Annotated in this window: 18 protein-coding genes; 7 read left to right on the top strand and 11 right to left on the bottom strand. The window is 56.1% G+C overall.

From position 1 onward, the window contains the following. Positions 1–400: 400 nt before the first annotated feature. Genes chrA through HUV30_RS02060 form a run of 4 tightly spaced genes read right to left on the bottom strand, consistent with a single transcriptional unit; the run spans position 401 to position 3,365 of the window. A complete protein-coding gene (gene chrA / locus HUV30_RS02075; protein WP_174403731.1) occupies positions 401–1,720 on the bottom strand; it encodes a chromate efflux transporter in 1,320 nt (439 codons plus the stop codon). A gap of 3 nt (positions 1,721–1,723) precedes the next feature. Then, entirely contained in the window at positions 1,724–2,710 is a 987-nt protein-coding gene (locus tag HUV30_RS02070; RefSeq protein WP_243452035.1) for a chromate resistance protein ChrB domain-containing protein, read from the bottom strand. 4 nt (positions 2,711–2,714) lie between these two features. After that, positions 2,715–3,026 carry a rhodanese-like domain-containing protein gene (locus HUV30_RS02065; protein ID WP_174403729.1) on the bottom strand — a complete coding sequence of 104 codons (312 nt, stop codon included), beginning with the start codon at positions 3,024–3,026 and terminating at the stop codon, positions 2,715–2,717. A gap of 60 nt (positions 3,027–3,086) precedes the next feature. Further along, positions 3,087–3,365 carry a hypothetical protein gene (locus HUV30_RS02060; RefSeq protein WP_174403728.1) on the bottom strand — a complete coding sequence of 93 codons (279 nt, stop codon included), beginning with the start codon at positions 3,363–3,365 and terminating at the stop codon, positions 3,087–3,089. Between the two features lie 208 nt (positions 3,366–3,573). Here HUV30_RS02060 and HUV30_RS02055 point away from each other — a divergent pair, with 208 nt between their 5' ends. Further along, positions 3,574–4,791, top strand: coding sequence for an MFS transporter (locus HUV30_RS02055; RefSeq protein ID WP_174403947.1), 1,218 nt, complete (start codon positions 3,574–3,576; stop codon positions 4,789–4,791). A 499-nt stretch (positions 4,792–5,290) separates the two neighbouring features. On the opposite strand, the gene HUV30_RS02050 is transcribed toward HUV30_RS02055, so the two are convergent. Further along, complete coding sequence (locus HUV30_RS02050; protein ID WP_373869319.1) at positions 5,291–7,543, bottom strand: methyl-accepting chemotaxis protein; 2,253 nt, start codon at positions 7,541–7,543, stop codon at positions 5,291–5,293. A gap of 411 nt (positions 7,544–7,954) precedes the next feature. Between HUV30_RS02050 and HUV30_RS02045 the strand changes: the two genes are divergently transcribed. The 4 genes from HUV30_RS02045 (at position 7,955) to HUV30_RS02030 (ending at position 12,372) form a co-directional block, all read left to right on the top strand. Next, positions 7,955–9,490: a sigma-54 interaction domain-containing protein gene (locus HUV30_RS02045; protein ID WP_174403726.1), complete on the top strand. Its 1,536-nt coding sequence runs from the start codon at positions 7,955–7,957 to the stop codon at positions 9,488–9,490. Positions 9,491–9,783: 293 nt separating this feature from the next. Next, the gene (locus HUV30_RS02040) at positions 9,784–10,710 is read left to right on the top strand and encodes a radical SAM protein (protein ID WP_174403725.1); all 927 of its coding nucleotides are present in this window, start codon (positions 9,784–9,786) and stop codon (positions 10,708–10,710) included. Then, positions 10,686–11,552 carry a substrate-binding domain-containing protein gene (locus tag HUV30_RS02035; protein ID WP_174403724.1) on the top strand — a complete coding sequence of 289 codons (867 nt, stop codon included), beginning with the start codon at positions 10,686–10,688 and terminating at the stop codon, positions 11,550–11,552. The genes HUV30_RS02040 and HUV30_RS02035 overlap by 25 nt, the downstream gene beginning before the upstream one ends. Further along, complete coding sequence (locus tag HUV30_RS02030) at positions 11,545–12,372, top strand: 4Fe-4S binding protein (RefSeq protein ID WP_174403723.1); 828 nt, start codon at positions 11,545–11,547, stop codon at positions 12,370–12,372. Before HUV30_RS02035 ends, HUV30_RS02030 begins: the two co-directional genes overlap by 8 nt. A 221-nt stretch (positions 12,373–12,593) precedes the next feature. Here HUV30_RS02030 and HUV30_RS02025 read toward each other — a convergent pair whose 3' ends face one another. The 3 genes from HUV30_RS02025 to HUV30_RS02015 are packed head-to-tail and all read right to left on the bottom strand — an operon-like array spanning position 12,594 to position 15,782. Continuing rightward, positions 12,594–14,147, bottom strand: a complete 1,554-nt coding sequence (locus HUV30_RS02025) for a polyamine aminopropyltransferase (RefSeq protein ID WP_174403722.1) — start codon at positions 14,145–14,147, stop codon at positions 12,594–12,596. A 58-nt stretch (positions 14,148–14,205) separates the two neighbouring features. Further along, entirely contained in the window at positions 14,206–15,048 is an 843-nt protein-coding gene (locus HUV30_RS02020) for a DUF350 domain-containing protein (RefSeq protein ID WP_174403721.1), read from the bottom strand. A 2-nt stretch (positions 15,049–15,050) separates the two neighbouring features. Continuing rightward, positions 15,051–15,782: a hypothetical protein gene (locus HUV30_RS02015; RefSeq protein WP_174403720.1), complete on the bottom strand. Its 732-nt coding sequence runs from the start codon at positions 15,780–15,782 to the stop codon at positions 15,051–15,053. Positions 15,783–16,066: 284 nt separating this feature from the next. On the opposite strand from HUV30_RS02015, the gene HUV30_RS02010 reads away from it, so the two are divergent. Further along, positions 16,067–16,342, top strand: coding sequence for a hypothetical protein (locus tag HUV30_RS02010; protein ID WP_174403719.1), 276 nt, complete (start codon positions 16,067–16,069; stop codon positions 16,340–16,342). A gap of 215 nt (positions 16,343–16,557) precedes the next feature. Here HUV30_RS02010 and HUV30_RS02005 read toward each other — a convergent pair whose 3' ends face one another. Beyond that, the gene (locus HUV30_RS02005; protein ID WP_174403718.1) at positions 16,558–17,028 is read right to left on the bottom strand and encodes a hypothetical protein; all 471 of its coding nucleotides are present in this window, start codon (positions 17,026–17,028) and stop codon (positions 16,558–16,560) included. Positions 17,029–17,099: 71 nt separating this feature from the next. Here HUV30_RS02005 and HUV30_RS02000 point away from each other — a divergent pair, with 71 nt between their 5' ends. Continuing rightward, positions 17,100–18,050 carry a LysR family transcriptional regulator gene (locus tag HUV30_RS02000; RefSeq protein ID WP_174403717.1) on the top strand — a complete coding sequence of 317 codons (951 nt, stop codon included), beginning with the start codon at positions 17,100–17,102 and terminating at the stop codon, positions 18,048–18,050. Positions 18,051–18,099: 49 nt separating this feature from the next. On the opposite strand, the gene HUV30_RS01995 is transcribed toward HUV30_RS02000, so the two are convergent. Next, positions 18,100–19,302, bottom strand: coding sequence for an iron-containing alcohol dehydrogenase (locus HUV30_RS01995; protein WP_174403716.1), 1,203 nt, complete (start codon positions 19,300–19,302; stop codon positions 18,100–18,102). A gap of 423 nt (positions 19,303–19,725) precedes the next feature. After that, on the bottom strand, positions 19,726–20,286 hold the full coding sequence (locus HUV30_RS01990) for a DUF4178 domain-containing protein (protein WP_174403715.1): 561 nt from the start codon (positions 20,284–20,286) through the stop codon (positions 19,726–19,728). Between the last annotated feature and the right edge of the window lie 80 nt (positions 20,287–20,366).

Below are 20,366 nucleotides of genomic sequence, written 5' to 3'. Positions count from 1 at the left end.
TTCTGTACGTGCGCTAATACGTAATGTAGAGAGTGTCACTGCAGAGATATAATGGTATCAATATGTTGATACCATGTGCGGTTGCAGCATGCGATGCTTTTGTGTGCAGTACAGGGGGGCAGGCTAGGTGAGAAATATGGTAGAGCCCGGAAATGAATGGATGATGATAGGGTAATCCCCAAAAAAATGTGAAAAATCACATGGTTGATTGCATAATATTTATGCACCTGGCGTTTTATCGAGCCGTGAAAAACAAATCCACCTAACATGATTGGTTAAGGTCGTCGGACTTTCACGTGGGTGACAGGGGGGGCAAATCCCCTTGGGGACGCCACGAAAATAAAAGCCCTGATCGAAAGATCAGGGCTTTTATTCGTTCTGCCACATCTGGGCGTTCTGCTTATTGAATCAGGAAGCGGACCAAGTAACCGGCCAGAGCGCATATGCCCAATGTGGTTGCCATGCCCAGTTTGAATCGTGTCATGGCTGCAACAGCAAGCAGGCTCAGCCCGGCAGCCCAGAAGTCAATGGTGGAAACATCGGGAACAGGAAGCTGAAGTCCCAGCGGGCCGTGCCAGTCTGTAACTTTTCCGAAAATTGTGTGTAGCCCGAACCAGACCGACAGATTCAATATTACACCCACCACCGCCGCCGTGACGCCGGAAAGTGCCGCAGAAAGGCCGGAGTTGGCCCGCACCGCCTCCATGTATGGAGCCCCCAGGAATATCCACAGAAAGCATGGCGTAAATGTAACCCACACAGCCAGTGTTGCACCGGCAACACCGGCAATTACGGGATGCAGACCGCCGGGCGTGGCATACGCTGCCATGAACCCCACGTATTGCAGAACAAGGATGAGCGGCCCCGGTGTTGTCTCGGCAAGCGCCAGACCGCTGATCATGTCCGCAGGGCTTAGCCAGTGGTAGTTCTCAACGGCCTGCTGTGCCACATACGTCAATACGGCATAGGCCCCGCCGAAGGTGACTACGGCCATTTTGCTGAAGAACAGGGCGATGTTGGTGTATACACTGTCCCGGCCGGTGCTCCAGATGATAGCCGCGACAGGAGCAAACCATAAACTCAGCCACGTAATCAACGTGATGATGCTGCGCTTTGCGTCAGGGCGTGTGTGCTCGGGCAATTCGTCGTCCGAATTATCGGAGATGGTACCCTTGTTGCCGTTTCTTGCTGCAAACCAACCGAGCAGGGCTGCACAGGCAATGACATAGGGAAAAGGAAGATTGAAGGCAAAAAGGGCCAGAAATGCCGCGCCTGCCAGAAACATGCTGAACATGGTTTTGAGCGACTTTTTGCCTACCCGAAGAACCGCACCTATCACGATGGCGAGAACGGCTGGCTTGAGACCGTAAAACAACGCGTCAATTGCCGGTAGCTCTCTGTAGCCCGCATAGAGAATGCTCAGTCCCATGATGACAAGAAAGCCCGGAAGGATGAACAGCGTTCCGGCAACGATGCCGCCTACCGTTCTGTGCAGCAGCCAGCCCACATAGGTAGCCAGTTGCTGTGCTTCTGGTCCGGGCAGGAAGTGGCAGTAGTTCAGTGCATGCAAAAACCGATCGTTGCTGATCCACTTTTTATCTTCGACAAGAATCTTGTGCATCATGGCAATCTGGCCTGCCGGACCGCCGAAGCTGAGAAGGCCGATTTTCAACCAGGTGAAGAAAGCTTCCGCAAGGGAAGGGTTTTTGCCTGCGCGCATACGTCACAGCTGCCTTTGGGTTGAACGTTTGAAGTGTTCATACAGTGTGTCCAACATGCTGCTCCCTGCACTGATTCTGTCTTCATCCACATCCGTCCCCAGACATACGCCGTTGAGCAGTGCCAGAATGCCGGCAGATTCGGGGCGTGCGGGAGCATCTTCGTCCAAGTCTATGTCATGCACTATCTGCCCAAGGATGGTGAGGGCGGAATCAGCGCCAAGGCCGAAGCGCTGGAGCAGCACTTCGAACGTGCATAATGCACCTTCATGAGAAAATTCGCCGTCGACCATGTCAAAGCGGACGCCATGATCCCCTTCATCTCCGGTTGCAAACCTGAAGCTTGCAGCAGGGTCTATGAACCTTTTTATGAGCCACGCAGAGGCTATGCGATCAACATGAACGCCGGGGCGCGTTACCCAGACTCGGTTTCTGTACACCTCCGGGTCAAAAGGTGCCTGCTCTGCAACTCCCTGCTGTTCATGACTGGCAAGCCACGCACCAGCGGTTGAAAGCATGGTTTCGATGGCACCTCGTCCTGAGGCTCCGAAGAAGTCGATGGCCAGAATCTCTTCATACCGAACTCTGAGCTGACCGCTCCACTCCCGTACACGTTTTTCAATCTCTTCGTCCGTACCGGGTGAAGCAAGGCTGTCCAGCATGGGCTGGTATTCTGCCGCCAGATTGCGGTAATCGGCTTCACGGGCGTCTACGAACAGTTGGCGGATATGGGCGTCGGAATAGCCCCCGCCTTCAATGCCGTCGAAAGACGCTTTGCAGACAAATGCCTTGCCGCCCCCCTGCTCAATTTCCTTGGACAACCATACAAGTCCGTCGCGCTGGGTTTCCAGATCCGGAAGGGCGTAGACGGAATTCTTCACCGCCACGGCGCCCAGCGCAGCCAGCCTGCGGGCTACCTTGGCCCTCAGATAGGGAGGCTTCGGCGGAATGTTGTGTATGCACAACAGCCATGGCTGAATTTGGGGGGGCAAGGAATTACCGCTTGGCAAGGTGTTCCTCCCAAGCCGCGAGGCCACCTTCAACAAACTGCACGTTGAATCCTTCTTCCTGCAATGCGGCATGAACGGAAACGCTGACGGAGCCACCTCTGGCACAATAGATCACCACAGGCTTATCTGCGGGAATGGCCTTGGCCCATGCAGCAACATTTTCCGGAGCCTGCCACGTTGCCCCTTGTATTGCATTGGGATTGCTCTCGCGGTCGTTGGCCCGGCGGACATCCAGCAGGGTTACGGAATCGGATTGAAGAAGGGCTTCAAGCTCAATGGGGGAAATTTGATCAGACATGGCTATTCTCTCCGTGAGTTACAATGCGGGGCCGGTGAACTCTCACCGACCCCTTGAAAACTAGCCTCCGAAATATTTCAGACAATCTTTCATGCTGGCAACATGACTATCAATCTGCTTGCCGAAGCGGCACTTCAGGTCATCGACCAGATGGTTCACATATTCCTGCGCAGCTTCCTCACCATATTTCTCGCGGAACATGGCTGCGTTGACAAGAACTTTCGAAAAATCATGCCTTTCATATTTGGTGTCAGGCGCATCGATCCATTCATGGACCTCGCGGTATTCCTTTCCGGTGCGGGCCACGCTTGAGGCAATGTGTACATTCAGCTCGGGCATAGCTTTCTCCTGCTGCCGTATTGAGCACGGCTATTGCTTGGTTACGTATGGCAACAAGTATTTTGTTGCGGTGTTTCAGTTGTGATATAGGTGTTTGGTGAAATATGTCAATTGACATTCTGATCGTGGTTCATATATGTCAGTTGACACGTTGCATGTAAGAATTGTGAGTGTGTTGTTCAATGCCGTTACATACCAAGGGGATAAAATGAATACATCACTCATTACCGCTCTGTGCTCGGTAGGCTTTCTTGCGCGCTTTTCTTATGCGTTGGCCCGTAATCCGGTTCTTCCGCTTTTTGCGCTGTACCTGGGGGCAGGTCCAGAGGCAATTGGGCTTGCCGTAGGCATGTCAACTGTGACAGGCATCTTCTTCAAGCTGCCCGCTGGAGCGCTTTCGGACATAATAGGACGCAGAAAAACCATGCTGGCAGGGCTGTGCTTTTTTGCCATCATCCCTTTTGCCTACCTGCTTGTCGCAAGCTACGAGGCGCTGGTGGCAGTCCGGTTTCTGCACGGCTTCGCCACAGCCATCTATGGCCCCGTTGCCATGGCGGTGGTCGCCGATGTGGCTGGAGCCAGAAAAGGTGAGATGTTGTCCTGGTTTTCGTCTGTTGCCATCATGGGCACGCTGGCGGGCGCCCCGGTGGGGGGCTTGCTTGTCTCCCTTCTGGGGGGAGCGCAGGGCGCCACGCAGACAACTTTTCAAGTCATATACGGCGTGGTCGCGGCAACCGGGTTGGCAGCACTGCTGCTTGGAATGAGGATATTGCTCAAAGACGAGCGCGTTGTCTCCGATGCGCATTCAGGGTCGCGTTTCACCCAATTTGTAACGGGCATTAAAGAGGTGTCGGGCGACCGCAGGGTCATTGCCGCATCTGCCATGGAAGGCGTGCAGAATATGTCCATGGGGGCGCTGGAAGCATTTTTGCCAATCTACGCTGTCACAGTGGCGGGACTGTCAGCATTTGAAGCAGGTATTCTGTGGGCAGGTCAGGTTGTGACCACCATGCTCGCCAAGCCGGTTATGGGGCGATTCTCTGATGGACATGGGCGAAACGGTGTCATTGTCGCAGGTGTGCTGTGTTGTGCAGTTCCATTCGCGGCGATTCCGCTGCTGACGAGTTTCTGGACGTTGCTTGCAGCCTGTATGGTGTTCGGACTGGGCGAAGCCCTTGTCACCTCTTCCTCTGCGGCGCTCGTTGCCGACCTCTGCAAGGCGAAGCACTACGGCACCGCCATGGGAGTTTTTGGTACCATATTCGACATCGGGCACGCTTCAGGTCCGATAGTAAGTGGTATTCTCGTCGGTATGCTTGGTTACGGCTGGGCTTTTGGCATTATGGCTGCGCTGCTTGTTGCGGCAATTCCGTTCTTTCTTGTGGCTATGAAAGAGGGGCCTTTTCCTGTGTCCCGTCAGTCATAGCAATGGCATATTGCCCGGAGGTGAGGATGCACCGTGCTGTTTGGTGACGGCCCGACCTGTGACAGGCGATCTTCCGGTTGTCTGCGCGCTATTCTTTGAAGAGTGATGTATCTCGTACAACGTCTTTTCCAAAGGACGCGCCTGAAGACACCGTTTCAGTTCTTTTGCGCCTTTTTCAATGACATCTTCCCGTGTAAACAACGCATACATGCTGGGTGGTAATTGCCTGTTGTCATTCACACGCAGGCGACAGGGGGCAAATTTCCTTGGGGACGCAACGAGAATGTGAAGGGTTGCACCGTAACGGTGCAACCTATACTGGTTCTGATGCTGAAAATGCAGGGCCAGTCCGGTAGGTGGCCGGACTGGCCCTGCTGCTCCCGCTGTGAGCGGCAGGAGCGTGATGGGGGAAAGTGTGCGTCTCACCCCGTTGTTTTTCCGAAAGTGGGCCTCCGGAAAAAGATCCAGTGCAGATATTGTGTCTGTAACCGCTGTCGGGTTATTCGGATGACATTTCCGCGATGACTCTGTTCAGTTCTGATGCCATCTTGGACACGCCCTGCACGGCCTCCAGCGATTGCGTCATTAGTCCGGCGGTTGCTTCGCTTATGCGGTTGATCTCATCCATGGAACGGTTGATCTCGTCACTGGCGGCAGATTGCTGGTCTGCTGCCGTGGCAATGCTGCTCACCTGATCTGCAACCGTTTCAATCAATGTGACAATTTCCCTGAGCGTTTCGCCCGATGTCTGGGCAAGTTCTGTGCTGCTGGAAACCGCCTGCGCAGCCTCGCCTGTGGCGTGCACGTTGCTGGCAGCCACGTTCTGCATGACGGAAATTGCCTCACCTACCTCAAGCGTGGCCCGCATGGTTTTTTCCGCCAGTTTGCGGACCTCGTCGGCCACCACGGCAAAACCGCGTCCGGCATCGCCTGCACGGGCAGCTTCTATGGCGGCATTGAGGGCGAGCAGGTTGGTCTGGTCAGCTATGTCGCTGATGACATTCATGACATCGCCTATGCTCTCTGCCTGTGTCCCCAGTTTTTCCATGGAGATTCGCAGCCCCTCGGCTTTGGTGTGAATCGCGCTGATGGCTTCAATCACTTTACTGACGATATCGGCCCCGTTTTGTGCATTATCCTTGGCAGTGGAAGCGTCTTTTGCTGCAGAGCCTGCATTGCGGGCTACTTCAAAAATGGTGGCATTCATTTCTTCCATTGCCGTGGCTGTGGACCCTGCACGTTCCAGTTGAACACCGGAACCGGTGTTTGCCTCGTTTATCTGTGCGGCAAGTCTTTCGGCAGCGGACGACAGCTGGTGGGATATCTGATTGGCCTGAATGGCCGCATGGGCGATGCGCTCGTTCTGCTGCCTGATCTTTTCCTGCTGGATGCGGATTTCCGTCAGGTCCGTCCAGATGGAGACAGAGCCCAGCATGGTGCCGTCCATGTCGTGAAAGGGAGTTGTATCCACCTTGATATGCTTGGTCGTTCCGGACGGCCCCACCCATACGGCTTCCTGCTGCAGGGCCGAGTTTTCTCTGATCGCACGATTGGAAAGGGTGTCCTTGCCCGGGTCGTTCCAGTACATTTCGCCCGACTTGATTCCTGCGTATTTCTCGAGGGCTTCAGGCTTTTCAAGCAGAGTGCAGAGGTGTTTGTTGACCCACACCATGCGGAAATCCGGCCCGACAATGCCACATGGTACATTCAGGCCGTTGAGTACCCCCTGCGAGAAGCCGAGCTTGTGTTTCAGGTCCGCGACCATCACTCCCAGTTTGTCCGCCAGAAGGGCCAGTTCATATTTGTATTCCCCCTCAAGTTCAGCCTTGAAATCGCCGTCAGTAATACGTCCTGCAAAGGTGAGCATGCGATTCACAGGGATGATGACCGCTCTGCGCAGCATCAGCGCGACAAGGGCAATGAGCAGTATCGCCACGGCAACGCCGCCTATGGCGAGATAGTTTCGTTGCTTTATGGCAAGAGCCGCCAGATCATCTTCATAGGCACTCATGATCACAATCCAGCCGGTTGCGGGGATGGTTTTGAAGGACATGCGCTTGGCGCGGCCTTCCCATTCGTATTGTGTTGCGCCGCTGCCTTCCGTCAGGATGGTGTTGATGAAATCATAGCCCCGCATATCTTTGAGCATCAGCTTTTTGTCGATGGCGTGCGCAATGACGCGTCCCTTGGCATCAAGCATGTAGCCGTAACCCTCTTCGCCTATCCTGCTGTTATCAAGATAGCGCTCCGTGAATTTGTGCCAGAAAGGGAATATGCCCACCCCGCCGATGACGTTGCCGTATTCGTCCCGTACTGGTGCCGCAACGGCAAAGATGTAGGCACTGCCGCTTTGGGACATGAGAATGTCCTGCGATATTACCACCTGTTTTTCTGACAGGACGGAGTGCACGTAGTCGCGCGTGTTACGGTCTTCTCCGGCAAGGTTTGTGCCGTTGGCATTGCTTCCGGCCACTATTTTGCCATTGGCGTCAAACACAAATGCAGCCCAGTAGTCCGGATTGTTTTGGAGAAAGTGATTAATGTGCACGCTTGCAGCCTGCGCGTTGCCACGCAGTGCAGTAAGGGAGGAAGGCTCAGTTGCAATGAGCTGTGCGATCGTTTTTACATCATCGATATAATCTTCAACCGCGTCTTCCACGCTGGAAACTTGTCTTTTCATTGTTTCCTGTTGTGATGTGAGCACGGTATTGTATGTATCTGAGCTTATAACCCAGATGCTCAGGGTAACCATGCAGCAAATAAGAATTCCTATACACGTCAGCATGAATGAATTTAGATTTCTGAACCGCACTATGATCTCTCCTCATCTGGGCATCAACAGCAAGCTGAACAGTGCCCGCGATCTATGACACCTGAATTGACACGCTATTACTTAGAGCAATCTTGCAGATTACGCTGCACAGTAAACATAGTTAAAGAGCAAGGCCCCTAAGGCACTATTCGTGCCAGAGAAAAAGTTCATAAATTCAGTGATATAAAAAGAGTCTTTCACTTTATCTGTTATATGTGGTAGTTTTTCTGTCATATGTGACGATATGCAGCTTTGCTTCCGTTAAATATGACGGAGAAAGCAACCTTTGGCAGAAGGGAAAGCTGGGTGATCGCTCAGGAACAATGCAGGTGCTTGAGACGGGAGGATGCGTTGAGTCTATTTAGCGAAGACGAATTTTATAAAGAGGCTACAAAAAGCCTGTTTTGTGATCTTGAAATGGGTGCCGCTTTGCAGAATGTGCTTTCGTTTCTGAAGGAACACATTCCTGTGGATGCCATATCGCTCACCTCTTCGGATGAAGAGGAGAATTGTCTGATAAACCACGTCTCTTCCAGACCAGAGTCATGGATTTTCTTCCCGGAGCGGATCTATATGCCGCCCAATGATCGCGAACGGGCGTGGAGAGAAAAATCCAATATGCCCACAGTGACCATCGTCAATGACATGGATCTGCTGCCTGCGGGGGACAGGCGGATACTGAAGCTGTTCATGATGCCGAATACTTCATATCTCAGGCTGAGTCTTGGCTGGCGGGGGCAGCATCTGGGGTCGGTTCTGATCTTTGCGGAAGGAAAGAACAGGTACACAGAAGAACATGTGAAGAAGATGGAGCTGCTGATAGAGCCGTTCAGCATCGCATTCGCCAATCTTTTGCATTACAGTCAGGTGCAGCAGTTCAAAAGGCAGCTGGAAGAGGAAAACGATTTTCTCAAATCAGAATTGTTCGGAGATCTGCAGCTTGATATCATCGGCTCTGAATCTGGTCTGTATCCCGTGATGCAGAAGGTCTATCAGGTCGGCCCGACTGACAGTACCGTGCTGCTTCTCGGCGAAACAGGTGTGGGCAAAGAGCTGGTTGCCAATGCCATCCACCAGTACTCACAAAGAAAGGATGCCCCTTTCATCAAGCTGAACTGCGGTGCCATACCTGAATCGCTCATAGACAGCGAACTCTTCGGGCATGAGAGGGGGGCGTTCACAGGGGCCTTGCAGCGCAGGCTTGGGCGCTTTGAACGAGCCCACAGAGGAACGATTTTTCTGGATGAAGTGGGAGAACTGCCACTCTCGGCGCAGGCAAGGCTTTTGCGCGTTATCCAGAACAAGGAGATTGAGCGCGTTGGCGGTACAAGCTTTATCTCCGTGGATGTGCGCATTATAGCCGCAACGCATCAGGATCTGCCTGAGATGGTAAGAATGCGCAAATTCAGGGAAGATTTGTATTATCGGCTGAATGTGATTCCCATAGATATCCCGCCGCTCAGGGAGCGCATCGAAGATCTTGCCGAGCTTATCGACTATTTTTCGCGTAAAAAGTCGCTGGCGTTGAACATCGGCAGGCAGTTCAAGCCTTCCGCTGAAGAGCTTGCAGTCATGAAGCAGTATCACTGGCCGGGGAACGTGCGCGAACTGGAGAATGTGATCGAACGGGCTCTGATCACGGAAGGGAGGGCAGCCCCGCAGTTCTGTGGCAGATTGCGTGCCTGTGTTGATGCGGAAGGCGCACCTTCACGGCCGGAGCCGCTGAATGACGTGATAGCCAGCCACATCTCGCAGGTGCTGAAGATGACAGAAGGGCGCATTGAAGGGAAAAACGGTGCGGCTGAGGTATTGCAGATGCATCCCAGCACGCTGCGCGCCAAGATGCGCAAGCTCGGAATCTCCTTCGGCAGACTAACGGATGTGTAAGCCCGTTGCCTGTCTGTATGCCTGATTGCGTTGTGGAGCGCATGGCCGGCCTTGCCGGTTTCGTTCTCAATATCTTTGCCCGCCGCCGGAAAGGGGGCGAGTATGCTGCGACCGGCCTTGCTCATCATTCGTTTTGTCCGGACTGCCGTTTTGTCCGGACTGCTGCGTTCGAAGAGTCGGAGTATTCAAATAGCTGATAATAGTGCCTGTTTATTATTGTTATAACCGATTTCTCGTTCCGGTTCCCCCTGTGGTACGAAGACACGATTTTTCCCTATTTCAAAGGAACGTGCATGAGTACCACCTATGCCACCGGGTCTGCCTGCGGGATATCTGCAGCGCAGGACGGGCTGCGCACAATTCCCTGTACGGCGCGGCGTGACGCCGCCTTTTCCCTTCCTCAGCATCCCTGCTTCAACGAGGCGGCGCATGGGCGCATCGCCCGAATCCACGTTCCGGTTGCTCCCCGTTGCAACCTTGCCTGCGCATACTGCGAGCGCATCATTTCGCCGCAACACGATCTATCCGGTCCCGGTTCAGCCTCCGGCATCCTGTCGCCCGAGCAGGGGCTCGAAAGAACCCTGCGTTTTCTCGACCAGTATGGCGAACAGGCCATTGTAGGTATTGCCGGTCCCGGCGATCCTCTTGCCAATGAAGAAACATTCACCTTTCTCGAACTGCTGAACCGTGAGGTGCCGCACGTGGCAACGTGCCTGTGCACCAACGGTCTGGCCCTGCCTGAGCATGCCGACAGGCTTATCCATCTTGGCGTGCGCACACTCACAGTTACCATGAACGGCGTTACGCCGGAAACAGTGGCCGCCATGCAGCCCAGAGTTTGCGACAGCGGCACATGGCTGCATGGAGAAGAGGCCGCCCGCCTGCTTATTGCGCGGCAGATTGCCGGACTCAAGGCTGTGGCCGGATACATGACACTGAAGGTGAACATGGTTGTGGCACCGGAAGTGAACATGCACGAGGCAGAAGCGGTTATGCGGACGGCGGACGGCCTTGGCGTGCAGGTGTTTAACCCCATGCCGCTCATTCCCCGCCATGCCCTTGCCCACAGGCGCAAGCCCACGCGGGATGAACTGCACGAGGTATATGCAAAGTGTCCCCCCGGACTGGCTTTGTTCAGAAAATGCAAGCAATGCCGTGCTGATGCGGCAGGAATACACGGTAAGGAGTCTTTCGGATGTCAGACAATCGATCAGGTATGAACCGCCGCGGTTTCTTGAAGGCAGGCGGCACGGCACTGGCGGCAACGCTGGTGGCGCAGGCGGCCAAGGCGGCACCGGGCGGCGGTTTTGCGGGGCAGTCGTTGCAGGTATGGTCCTGCGGCGGTTTGGCGGAAGCCTTTATGCCCGCCAATGCCATGTATGAGCAGCAGAGCGGCGGCAGCATAAGCTATACCGGAGCTTTTGCCGGTGCGCTTGGCAAGTCGCTGCTCGGGGGCAACGCCCAGACCGAGGTCTTTGCGCCCCGCGTGCTCGATCTTGCCAAAAAGCTGAAGGCGCAGGGCAAGATGCTGTCGTTCCAGCCCTTGTGCTACACCAGATATGTGCTGGTAACGCCCATGGGGAACCCCGCAAACATCACGTCCATTCAGGACCTGAAGCGCAGCGATGTGAAAACCCTGTGTTCACCAGATTCTTCCCCGCCCGGCGGACAGGCCGCCATGGGCGTGCTGAAGAAGAGCGGAGTGCTGGAGCAGGCCAAAGCGCAGTCCATCTACCTTGGTTCATGCGTGCAGCATGACGTGGCGGATGTGGCTTCCGGCAAGGCGCATGCGGCCGTGGTGGAACTGCGCGTTACCCGACTGCCGCGCTACAAGGATGCGTTCGAGATCATTGATATTCCCGAGGAGTTTTTCCCCGCACCGCCCATTCCCTTCACCATCGGCGTGATGAAGTGGGCCAAGGATCAGGAATACGCGCGTAACTTTGTGGAGTTCATCACTTCCGACGCCGGACAGGCGCATTTTGAAGCCGCCGGTTTTGTTCCTGCCCGATCCGAAGAGGGCGAGCGACTGACGCACAAGTACGGGGTGGTAGATGCCTAGCACGATTAACAACACGGGTGCCAACACTAGTTCTGACGCTGGAGGCTCCTGCAGCTCCTGCGCATGTGGTAAAGGGCAGGGAATTCTGCAGGGGCTGTGGCCGCGCAGAGTCATTCAGGCTGTCTCGTTCTATTTTCTGGCGGAGTTCTCCTATTACGGCATCTTCCGCTGTCCCTTTGCGGTGCCGTATGTGAGCTGCGCCAACTGTCCCGTGGTGCAGTGCCCCGGCAGAAAGCTCTGGCTGGTGGTGCTGTCGGGCATTCTGGTTTCCGGCCTGCTCTTCGGCAGAGCCTTCTGCGGCTATGCCTGTCCGGTTGGCACGCTTTCCGATATCTTCAGTCAGGTTGCTCTGGTGAAGCGCCGCATGGCCCCCATGGTCAAGCGGGTGCTGCATATGGGCAAGTACCTTGCGGCTGCCGGTGCGGTATATGTTTTCTTCGCAATGCATAACCCGCGCTGGGCTGTGCCCATCCGTACCGGCGAGTTCGTCAATTCCACTATGCTCACCTTCGAGCATGCGAACCTGTTCTGGCTGGTACGAACCGGTGTGGTTTCCGCAGCCATTCTGCTCGGGCTTCTGATTCCCTACTTCTTCTGCCGCTTCCTGTGTCCCACGGGTGGTGTGCTTGAAGTGCTGCGACGTTTCTCGCTGTTCGGCTATTCCATGAATTCCGCCTGTGTGGACTGCGGCAAATGCGACAGACATTGCAAGCTGGATACCCGCCCAGGCGAATCCAATTGTACCAACTGCGGCTCCTGTGTGGATACCTGCCCCGTGGATGCCATCGCGATTACCCGTGGACTGAAGCCGAAGAACTGAACCTGATTTGGCATGTACTGATAAAGCCGCCTCTCCTGATGCACAGGGGAGGCGGCTTTTTTTATGCACGTATTTAGCAGGCTGGTGTGCTGTCTGGTATGCAGCTTGGTCGGCCGGTCTGGATAAGGGGAGTGGGGGGGGACTGTGCACCAAGCATTACGAAACGGGCATTGTTCAATCGTCCGCTAAACAATCCGCCAAACTATCCTTTGAACTATTCTCTAATACACGTCCCAGCGCGCTTCCTTGTAATACCGGTACAACACTGGCTTGTGACGCGTGTTCACCTCCACATCGCCTGCCTTGGGGTGGTCGAACACCCCCTTGCCGAAGGTGAACATGGCCTGCAATGCCTCGCCGGTAAGATAGCGGGTGGGAATGCCTTCTATGCGCACGTGTTGCAGGCGTTCACGCATGCCCGTGGTACCGTGTGTTCCTGCGCGCATGGCCAGTATCCAGCCCCATTCACCCATGGTGGGTACCTGATTGTGGTAGGCCAGTGTGGCAAGCCCCGCAGCACGCATGGTTCTGTCTATGCACAGAAAGGCCAGCGTGGCGAAATAGGGGCTGCCGGCCTGCGTAACCACCACGCCGTCCGCAGACAGGTGATGGCGGAGCATCTGGTAGAAATCAAGGCTGTAGAGATGCATCAGGTCCACGGAATCCGGGTCCGGCAGGTCAATGATGATGACATCGAAGAGCTCGCTGGAATTGCGTAGATACGTGCCTGCATCCTCATGCACCACATTCACGCGGGGATCGGCCATGGAGTTGCCGTTGGCGGCCAGCAGCACTGGGTGCGTTCTGGCCAGTCGCGGCATGGCGGGGTCCAGATCAACCAGCGTTATGGTGCCGATGTCCTTGTATTTCAGCAGTTCGCGTACAGCCAGGCCATCGCCGCCGCCCAGCACGAGTATTCTCTGGTGCGAGGTGGCAAGCTGCATGGCGGGGTGCACAAGCGGTTCGTGATACCGCTCTTCGTCGTAGGTGGAAAACTGTTCCTGCCCGTTGATGTAGAGCCAGTAATGGTTGCGCCACTGGGTGATGATCAGCTTCTGGTAGACGGTCTGCTCCTCATACACGATCTTGTCCTTGTAACGGGCCTGCTCGCCATAGAGGATGATGGGTTTGGCAGCGAGCATGAGACCGATAAGGAAAGCCGTAACCACGAAGAATGCGCCTATGGCAATGCGGCTGCGGTAGAGCAGGTGCCGGAAGGACCACAGGAATATGGAGGCCACGGCAAAGTTGATGGTGCCGAGGGCTATGGGGGTATATGTCAGCCCCAGATACGGCAGCGCGACAAAGGCGAACAGCAGGCCGCCGACGAGCGCCCCGTAGTAGTCCTTTTCCATCACGTTGGCGATGTTGGTGCGCAGCTCTTCGTAATCCTGATTGATGCGGGTGACCAACGGGATTTCAAAGCCGATGAGCAGGCCAATGGCCATTGCAAGCGCGTAGATGACCAGACCTATGTTTTCGGTGTGTGCGGCCAGACCGTAGGCCAACACCGAGGCGGAAGCGCAGAGTATCGAGAGCAGGAACTCCACGGCGATGAAAAGGTCCAGCAGGTGCCAGCGGAAATTCTTGCTGATGCGGCTGCCAAGGCCCATGGCAAAGAGCATGAGCGACATGGTGATGGTCCACTGAAACACCGCGTTGCCGAGCAGATAGGTGGCAAGGGTGCTCAGGACATACTCGGCTACAATACCGGAAAGGCCCGTGGCAAAGACGGAGGCCTTCAGGATGAAACTGAAGCGACGGATGCTGTTCACGACGGGAACCTTTGACCGTTACGGATGATTGTTACATGCACGGTCACCGGAGGCAGGGTTATACGCACCAGTAGATGGCCAGCGCGCCTGCGATGTAGGAAAACGCCTCAATGTACGCTGCGCCCACGTTGGGCACTTCCTGACGCGCTATTTCGTCCGAAAGGGATTCGCCCACCAGCAGCACCTTGTCTGCCAGCCAGCGCACCACGGGCAGGGCGGCAAGGCCCAGCGCGGAGTAGACCACAAAGGGTACATATGTTTCGTGCCACGACTCAAAATCCTGAGCGGCGGTAAGGCCGACCAGCATGCCCATGGCAATGAGCGCTCCGGCAAAGCTTATGCCGGCCGCAACGTTGTCCTTTTCTATTTCTTCATGCACGTCATAGGGAACCATGCGGTTGTATACCCAGCCTGCCACCAGAAGCAGCGCCTGCCCGCTGGCCCAGAAAGCCAGCATGGTCACGAACGAGCCTTCGCCCGTGATGGCCCCGTAAAGAATGAAGCCGGTGGCAAGGCATACGCCGCCTGCGACGGCTCCGGTACCCTGATTCTGGTCGCGGATGAGTTCGTCGGCCACGCGGAACTTGTAGAGCAGCAGCTTGTCGCACACCAGCCACGAAATGTTCAGCAGCACAATGCCCGAAAGGCCGTAGAGAAAAAGGTTGCCGATATCGCTGATAAATCCGCCGCTCGGCCCATGCAATGCGCCGCCCACGGTCATGAGCATGCCGCCGTAGTAGCCGGTAAGGGTGAGTGCCAGCGCAGCGTTGTCCTTTTTGACCAGTTCCTCGTTAAGGTCATATTCCCTGTGCCACAGGTCGTTGACTTTTTTGCCGATGAAGAAAACTGCGAAAAAGCCGAGCAGCAGGCCGATGCCTGAAAGGATTTCGGTAAAGGACATGGCTATTTCCCCACTCCGCCACTGCGGGCGCGCATGGATGATGTGGACGTGCGGCCTATGCGACTCTGCACCTTGTTGGAAAACGATGACTTCTTCATCACTTCTTTGGATTGCGCCCGCTGGAAGAAGTCGGGATGCTTTTTGCGGGTCATTTCCCCGTTCATCCCGTATTCCTTGTTGGGGCCGAAGTAGGGCTGCCCGTTGCGGCGGTGGTTCTGATAGGTGGCATAGTCGTTCTGGCGCACGCGTCCCCAGCCGAGCAGGTCGGACATGAGGCGATACTGGCCGTAGTACATCCAGAAGGAACCGCCCGAACTGTCGCGCTGCCATTCACCGTATTTGGGGTCGCCCACGTGTTCATAGCCGGGAGGGGCGGCCTCGAAGCTCTCTTCGCTGCCTTTCTTGTTGAAGACGGTCATGCCGATGAGCGGCACCATCGCTTCAAAGTCGCTCTGTGAGGTTTCCAGCCAGTCGGTGGCCTCGGGTTGTTCTTTTCCCTCTTCCACCACGTAGAGCTTTTCGAAATACTGACCGTTTTCTTCCTTGGCGTCGGCCAGCACTATGGAATAGTCACCCTTGTCCGCAAGGGCCTGCCGCACGCGCTCAATGGGCGTTTCGCCGGAGTATCCGCCGCAGCCCGAGACAAGCAGGGTAGCAAGCAGCATGGCGGCCAGAAGGGAGAATGGCAGAGGCAGATTGCCGGTGGTCGGGCGGAACTGTCGGGTGGTAGGCACAGCGTGCTCCCTGATAAGAAATTGCGCGAAAAGTCCGTCATGGCGGAAAACCGAGCCCGAAGGTACCTACCCGTTGTCGCCCTTGTCAAACGGAATAGCCGTGACTAGGATATTTCATAGGGATTTCTCCTGTCGTGCCGAGCGGTTTGGTTGAAAGCGGGCAAGGTTGCAGCCGTGCTTCGCGAACCTTTTTCAGGCAGCGCAGGTTGTGTTTTTTCTGCGTCTTTCGGAGTTGTCGTCTGTAACCTGCCATGTTCCCGCAACGAACGGGAATGGAGGCGGCAATGCTGCATCTTCTGCTGTTTCAGCGTGCGTGTGTGGGCTGCGGCTACTGCTGCGTCAAATCACAATGTATCCCCGGCCAGCAGCGGTATGGCGAGCAGGATGTCTGCCCCGGTCTCTATTGGGATGGTGCGCGGTATCGCTGCAAGCTTATTGAGGAATCTTCCGAGGCCGCTGCCATATTGCAGGCAGGCGAAGCATGCTGCCGTCCGCTGAACCGCTGGCGTAAGGATGTGTGGCAGCGTGTGCGGACGCCCGTTGACGCTGCTCCCCGTTGAACCTCCCCCCTCTGTTCTTCAAAAAATAGACTGCATTAAGCCGTGGCTGATGCCAAAAAACGGATTTTCATCGCTTATACCGGGTGCAGGGGGATTATCCCCCTGCCCGCCGGAGGCAAAAAATCAATAATGACTTTGCCCGCACCATACAGCAAAGGACGCCTGCGCGTCCTTTGCTTTTCATTTTGAAAGACAGAATTTCTCTACAGGGGCGGTCAGGCGTGGCGTGTCATGAGCCAGAATCCGCCCAGCACGAACAGACCGCCTGCAAAGGTGCTCAGCGACACATGCTCGCGGAAGAAGAAAAACCCCACAGGCACGGTGATGATCAGCAGGCTGCCGTTGGTCAGCAGGGGGAGCGTGCCCATGGATGCGCCGTATTTGTAGGTGAAAAGTATGCCGGCTTCCATGCCGACCACGGCAATGGCAAGCAGCAGTACTGGCCAGTTCTTCAGGGTGAAGACCTGCTGCACAATGTCTTTGGTGGAAAGAGGCACCGTGTTGCCGGATTCACCCGTGCCGGAGCCTGCCAAAAGGGCCGCCCCTATGCAGAGCACAGCCGCAAAGGCATATGCCACGGCCAGCATGGAAAAGGGGGAATGGCTGGAAGAAAGCAGCTTCTGCGCTATATGATAACTCGCCATGGACAGAACCGTTATGGCGAAAGGAATGTATATCGATGTCATGGGTATTGCCTCCGGACATATCCTTATGCTCTCGCTGTACATGAATCAAATGAAATGGTAGCAATGTGACCATGAATGATGTTCATGCAGCTTCCTTCGACCTCAACCTGTTTGCGGTCTTTGCCGCAGTATACCGCAGGCGTAATCTCACCCTTGCCGGAGGCGATCTCAATCTGTCGCAATCGGCGGTGAGCCATGCGCTCGGTCGGCTGCGCGTGCGGTTTGATGATCCCCTGTTCATCCGGCAGGGCAATGTGATGGAGCCCACGGCGCTGGCAGAAACCATTGCACCGGGCATTCTTTCCGGTCTGGAGATGCTGGACGGAGCCGTGCGGGATATGGGGAACTTCGAGCCTTCCGAGGCGCAGCGAACCTTCCGCATCGGCATGAACGATTATGGCGGGGCCATTGTGCTTCCCCCTCTGACGGAGCGCGTGCGGGCAGAAGCCCCCGGCGTGTCGCTGCATATTGTGCACACTACGCATGAAGAGCGGCTGCGCATGCTGGAAGAAGGGGAAGTGGATGCCGTGCTGGGCTGCCATCCCGTATCGGGGCGTCATATCCTGAGCGCGGATCTGCTCAGGGACAGGGAAGCCTGCGTCATGCGGGCCGATCACCCGCTTGCCAAGGGGGTGCTTGAACCGGCGCGGTTTGACGGAGTGCCCTTTATCGCGCTTTCGCTGAGCGTTTCAGGCAAGCATGTGCTGTATTCGGTGCTGGAAAAGGCGGGCTATGCCCTTGCTCCCGTGGTGACCATCCAGCAGGAACTGGCCGTTCCTGAACTTGTGCGCAGCACGGGGCTTGCCGGAACCATGGCGGAACGCCTTGCGCGGCGGACGGTGCATGGCGATGAGCTGAGCATACGCCCCCTGCCGTTTCCTGATGCGGAATTTACCCTGCGGCTGTTCTGGCATGCCTCGCGCGATGCCGAGGCCGGTCAGCGCTGGATGCGGGACTGCATTTTCGAGGCTGCGGCAGCTTTGCCTCCGCTTGGCCCCTGCGTTGAACTGACGCGCCTCTGAGATCCCGCACGCGGAGCAGAGAGATGCAACCTGCGGGCGCTGCAGCAGATTACAAAACTCTCTTGTAGATGCGGGTAACCTGTTCTTCGTTCAGCGGCACAAGCCTGCCGAGGGCGCGGTAGCTGTAGGCGTTTTGCATCATCACCGGAATATGCTCCTCGCGCACTCCCCAGTGTGACAGGTTGTCGGGCGCACCCCAGCCTGAAAAGGCTGCACGGGTTGCGGCCACGCCTTTTTGTGCTGCCTCCAGCACGGATGCCGGATCGGCAGGATTGCAGGAAATGGCCCACACGTTGCGGGCGAATCGTGCGAAGATGTCCGGCGCAAAGGGATACACTTCTTCCATCCACGACGGGAACAGCACGGCCAGTCCCGCTCCGTGCGGAATGTGCGGAAAGAGCCCGCTCAGGGCGTGTTCCAGCGCGTGGGAGGTCCAGTCGCCGGAAGAAAGTCCGGCCACGGACATGCCGTTCAATCCCCAGCAGGCTGCCCAAGCAAGGTTGGCCCGCGCATCGTACGAGGCGGAATCCTTCTGCAGGGCGTTGAGGCTGAGCACAATGCTCCGCAGCAGGGCCTCGTTTATCTGCAGCTGCGTTTCTTCGCGGAAGAAGCCGTTTCCCGCTGTGGCGGGCCTGCCCCTGAAATAGTTCTCCATCACATGGGTCATGGCGTCTATGCCGCTGGAGGCCGTGAGGGACCACGGCAGGGTGGCCTGCACCTGCGGATCAATGGCCGTAACCTTGGGAGCCAGACACTGGCCGCCTATGGACCACTTTTTGGCTTCTGCCTCGTTGGTGATGACAGCCTTGTCATTCATTTCCGAGCTGGTGCCTGAAAGAGTGAGCACGGCAAAAACCGGCAGGGCGCGTTCGGCGGGTTTGCGGGTTTCCACAAAGGTCCAGTAATCGTCCAGATGCACGCCCGCGGCAATGGCCTTGCCACAGTCGATAACGCTGCCTCCGCCCACGGCCAGCACTCCCTGTGCGCCGAATGCCCGCGCCTTGGCAATGCCTGCGTTCACCTGCTCAAGCGAAGGGTTCGGCTTCACCCCCCAGAATTCGTCCCATAGAATGCCCGCAGCGCGCAGCGCGGCGGTGAGGGCATCATACACCCCGTTGCGGCGGGCTGAACCACCACCGAAGACCAGCAGCAGGCGTTGCACGCCATGCGCGGAAATGTGGGGGGCAATGGCGGGAATGGTACCTTTGCCGAACAGTATTCTGGTGGGAGCGCAATAGGTGAAATTGTCCATGGTGCTGTCTTTTATCCTGATCATTGGAGTGGGCAGGTATTCGTGCCTGTGGTGGCCCGTTCAAGCTTACGCCTGAACATGTGCCTGAACATGTGCCTGAACATGTGCCTGAACACATGCCGGAATATATGCTTGAATGAAGCACAATGCCAGCATGTAAGTGGGGGAATGTGATGAGTGCGTTGGCGGAAAATCTCTGCCAGCGTGAGGGAGCCCATGAAAAAACGGGGAGGCATGCCTCCCCGTTTCAGGGTAATAACAAACCCTCGTTTTCAGTAAAACCGTATTTCCGTTAAGCCGGAACTGAGGTCCAAAAACGGATTTCCATCGCTTATACGAGGTGCAGGAACGTCAGGTTCCTGCCCGGCGGAGCCCAAAAATACCATAAATGACTTTGGCAGCAGTCTGACTGCCGGACAAGGTTCAGCGGGCAGGGGGCAGGATGTTCGAAAACTGGTATTCGTGTGCAGGGCCACCCGCATAGGCTTCGAAGTCGTTTTCTCCCCATTGCTCAATGGTGAGATACTCCTCGCCGTCTTCGGTTTCGTAGTCCCACAGCAGGAGCGGGTCTCCCTCGTCCTTCATGGCAACCTGCCCGTTGGCGAAATAGTGCCCGCCTGCGGTTTCTTCAAGATAATAGGTCTTGCCCTGCCAAGCGATTTCTTCCGGTGCGTCGCCGGTTTCGAGAATGGTCTTGCGAACGGCATCGCCGAGACTGCGGAAGCTGATCGGGCGGGATATGCACCATTCGGTTTCGTCGTCCGTGGCGCATTCCAGATAAAGGGTATCGCTGGCGGAAACCAGCTGCCATTCCAGCGAGAGCGCCTCACCCCAGATATATTTGTTGGCGGCCTTCACTTCCCATGTCTTGAGATCGTAATCGACCAGAAATCCTGGGCGCATGGCATCAAGGGTAAGGTTGGTTATGGAATCGAGTTGCTCATCCCGTTTTGCCTTGTCCTTGAAAAAGTCGAAAAGTCCCATGGCGTACGTACCTTGCTGTCCTGTTCCTGTGCATGATCGGAAAAAACGGGCGCACCTGCCTGAGCACGGTACACCCGTCT

Origin of the sequence: Desulfovibrio subterraneus, from assembly GCF_013340285.1 — a bacterium.
Classification (GTDB): domain Bacteria; phylum Desulfobacterota; class Desulfovibrionia; order Desulfovibrionales; family Desulfovibrionaceae; genus Halodesulfovibrio; species Halodesulfovibrio subterraneus.
This window is presented reverse-complemented; position numbering and strand designations above follow the sequence as displayed.

Bases quoted from the DNA above. Each gene is read 5' to 3' on its own strand.
- HUV30_RS01990 (WP_174403715.1), bottom strand. From the start codon at position 20,286: ATGGGACTTTTCGACTTTTTCAAGGACAAGGCAAAACGGGATGAGCAA.
- HUV30_RS02035 (WP_174403724.1), top strand. From the start codon at position 10,686: ATGTCAGACAATCGATCAGGTATGAACCGCCGCGGTTTCTTGAAGGCA.
- HUV30_RS02000 (WP_174403717.1), top strand. From the start codon at position 17,100: ATGAATGATGTTCATGCAGCTTCCTTCGACCTCAACCTGTTTGCGGTC.
- HUV30_RS02020 (WP_174403721.1), bottom strand. From the start codon at position 15,048: ATGTCCTTTACCGAAATCCTTTCAGGCATCGGCCTGCTGCTCGGCTTT.
- HUV30_RS02060 (WP_174403728.1), bottom strand. From the start codon at position 3,365: ATGCCCGAGCTGAATGTACACATTGCCTCAAGCGTGGCCCGCACCGGA.
- HUV30_RS02065 (WP_174403729.1), bottom strand. From the start codon at position 3,026: ATGTCTGATCAAATTTCCCCCATTGAGCTTGAAGCCCTTCTTCAATCC.
- HUV30_RS02055 (WP_174403947.1), top strand. From the start codon at position 3,574: ATGAATACATCACTCATTACCGCTCTGTGCTCGGTAGGCTTTCTTGCG.
- HUV30_RS02030 (WP_174403723.1), top strand. From the start codon at position 11,545: ATGCCTAGCACGATTAACAACACGGGTGCCAACACTAGTTCTGACGCT.
- chrA (WP_174403731.1), bottom strand. From the start codon at position 1,720: ATGCGCGCAGGCAAAAACCCTTCCCTTGCGGAAGCTTTCTTCACCTGG.
- HUV30_RS02050 (WP_373869319.1), bottom strand. From the start codon at position 7,543: ATGGTTACCCTGAGCATCTGGGTTATAAGCTCAGATACATACAATACC.
- HUV30_RS02010 (WP_174403719.1), top strand. From the start codon at position 16,067: ATGCTGCATCTTCTGCTGTTTCAGCGTGCGTGTGTGGGCTGCGGCTAC.
- HUV30_RS02040 (WP_174403725.1), top strand. From the start codon at position 9,784: ATGAGTACCACCTATGCCACCGGGTCTGCCTGCGGGATATCTGCAGCG.
- HUV30_RS02005 (WP_174403718.1), bottom strand. From the start codon at position 17,028: ATGACATCGATATACATTCCTTTCGCCATAACGGTTCTGTCCATGGCG.
- HUV30_RS01995 (WP_174403716.1), bottom strand. From the start codon at position 19,302: ATGGACAATTTCACCTATTGCGCTCCCACCAGAATACTGTTCGGCAAA.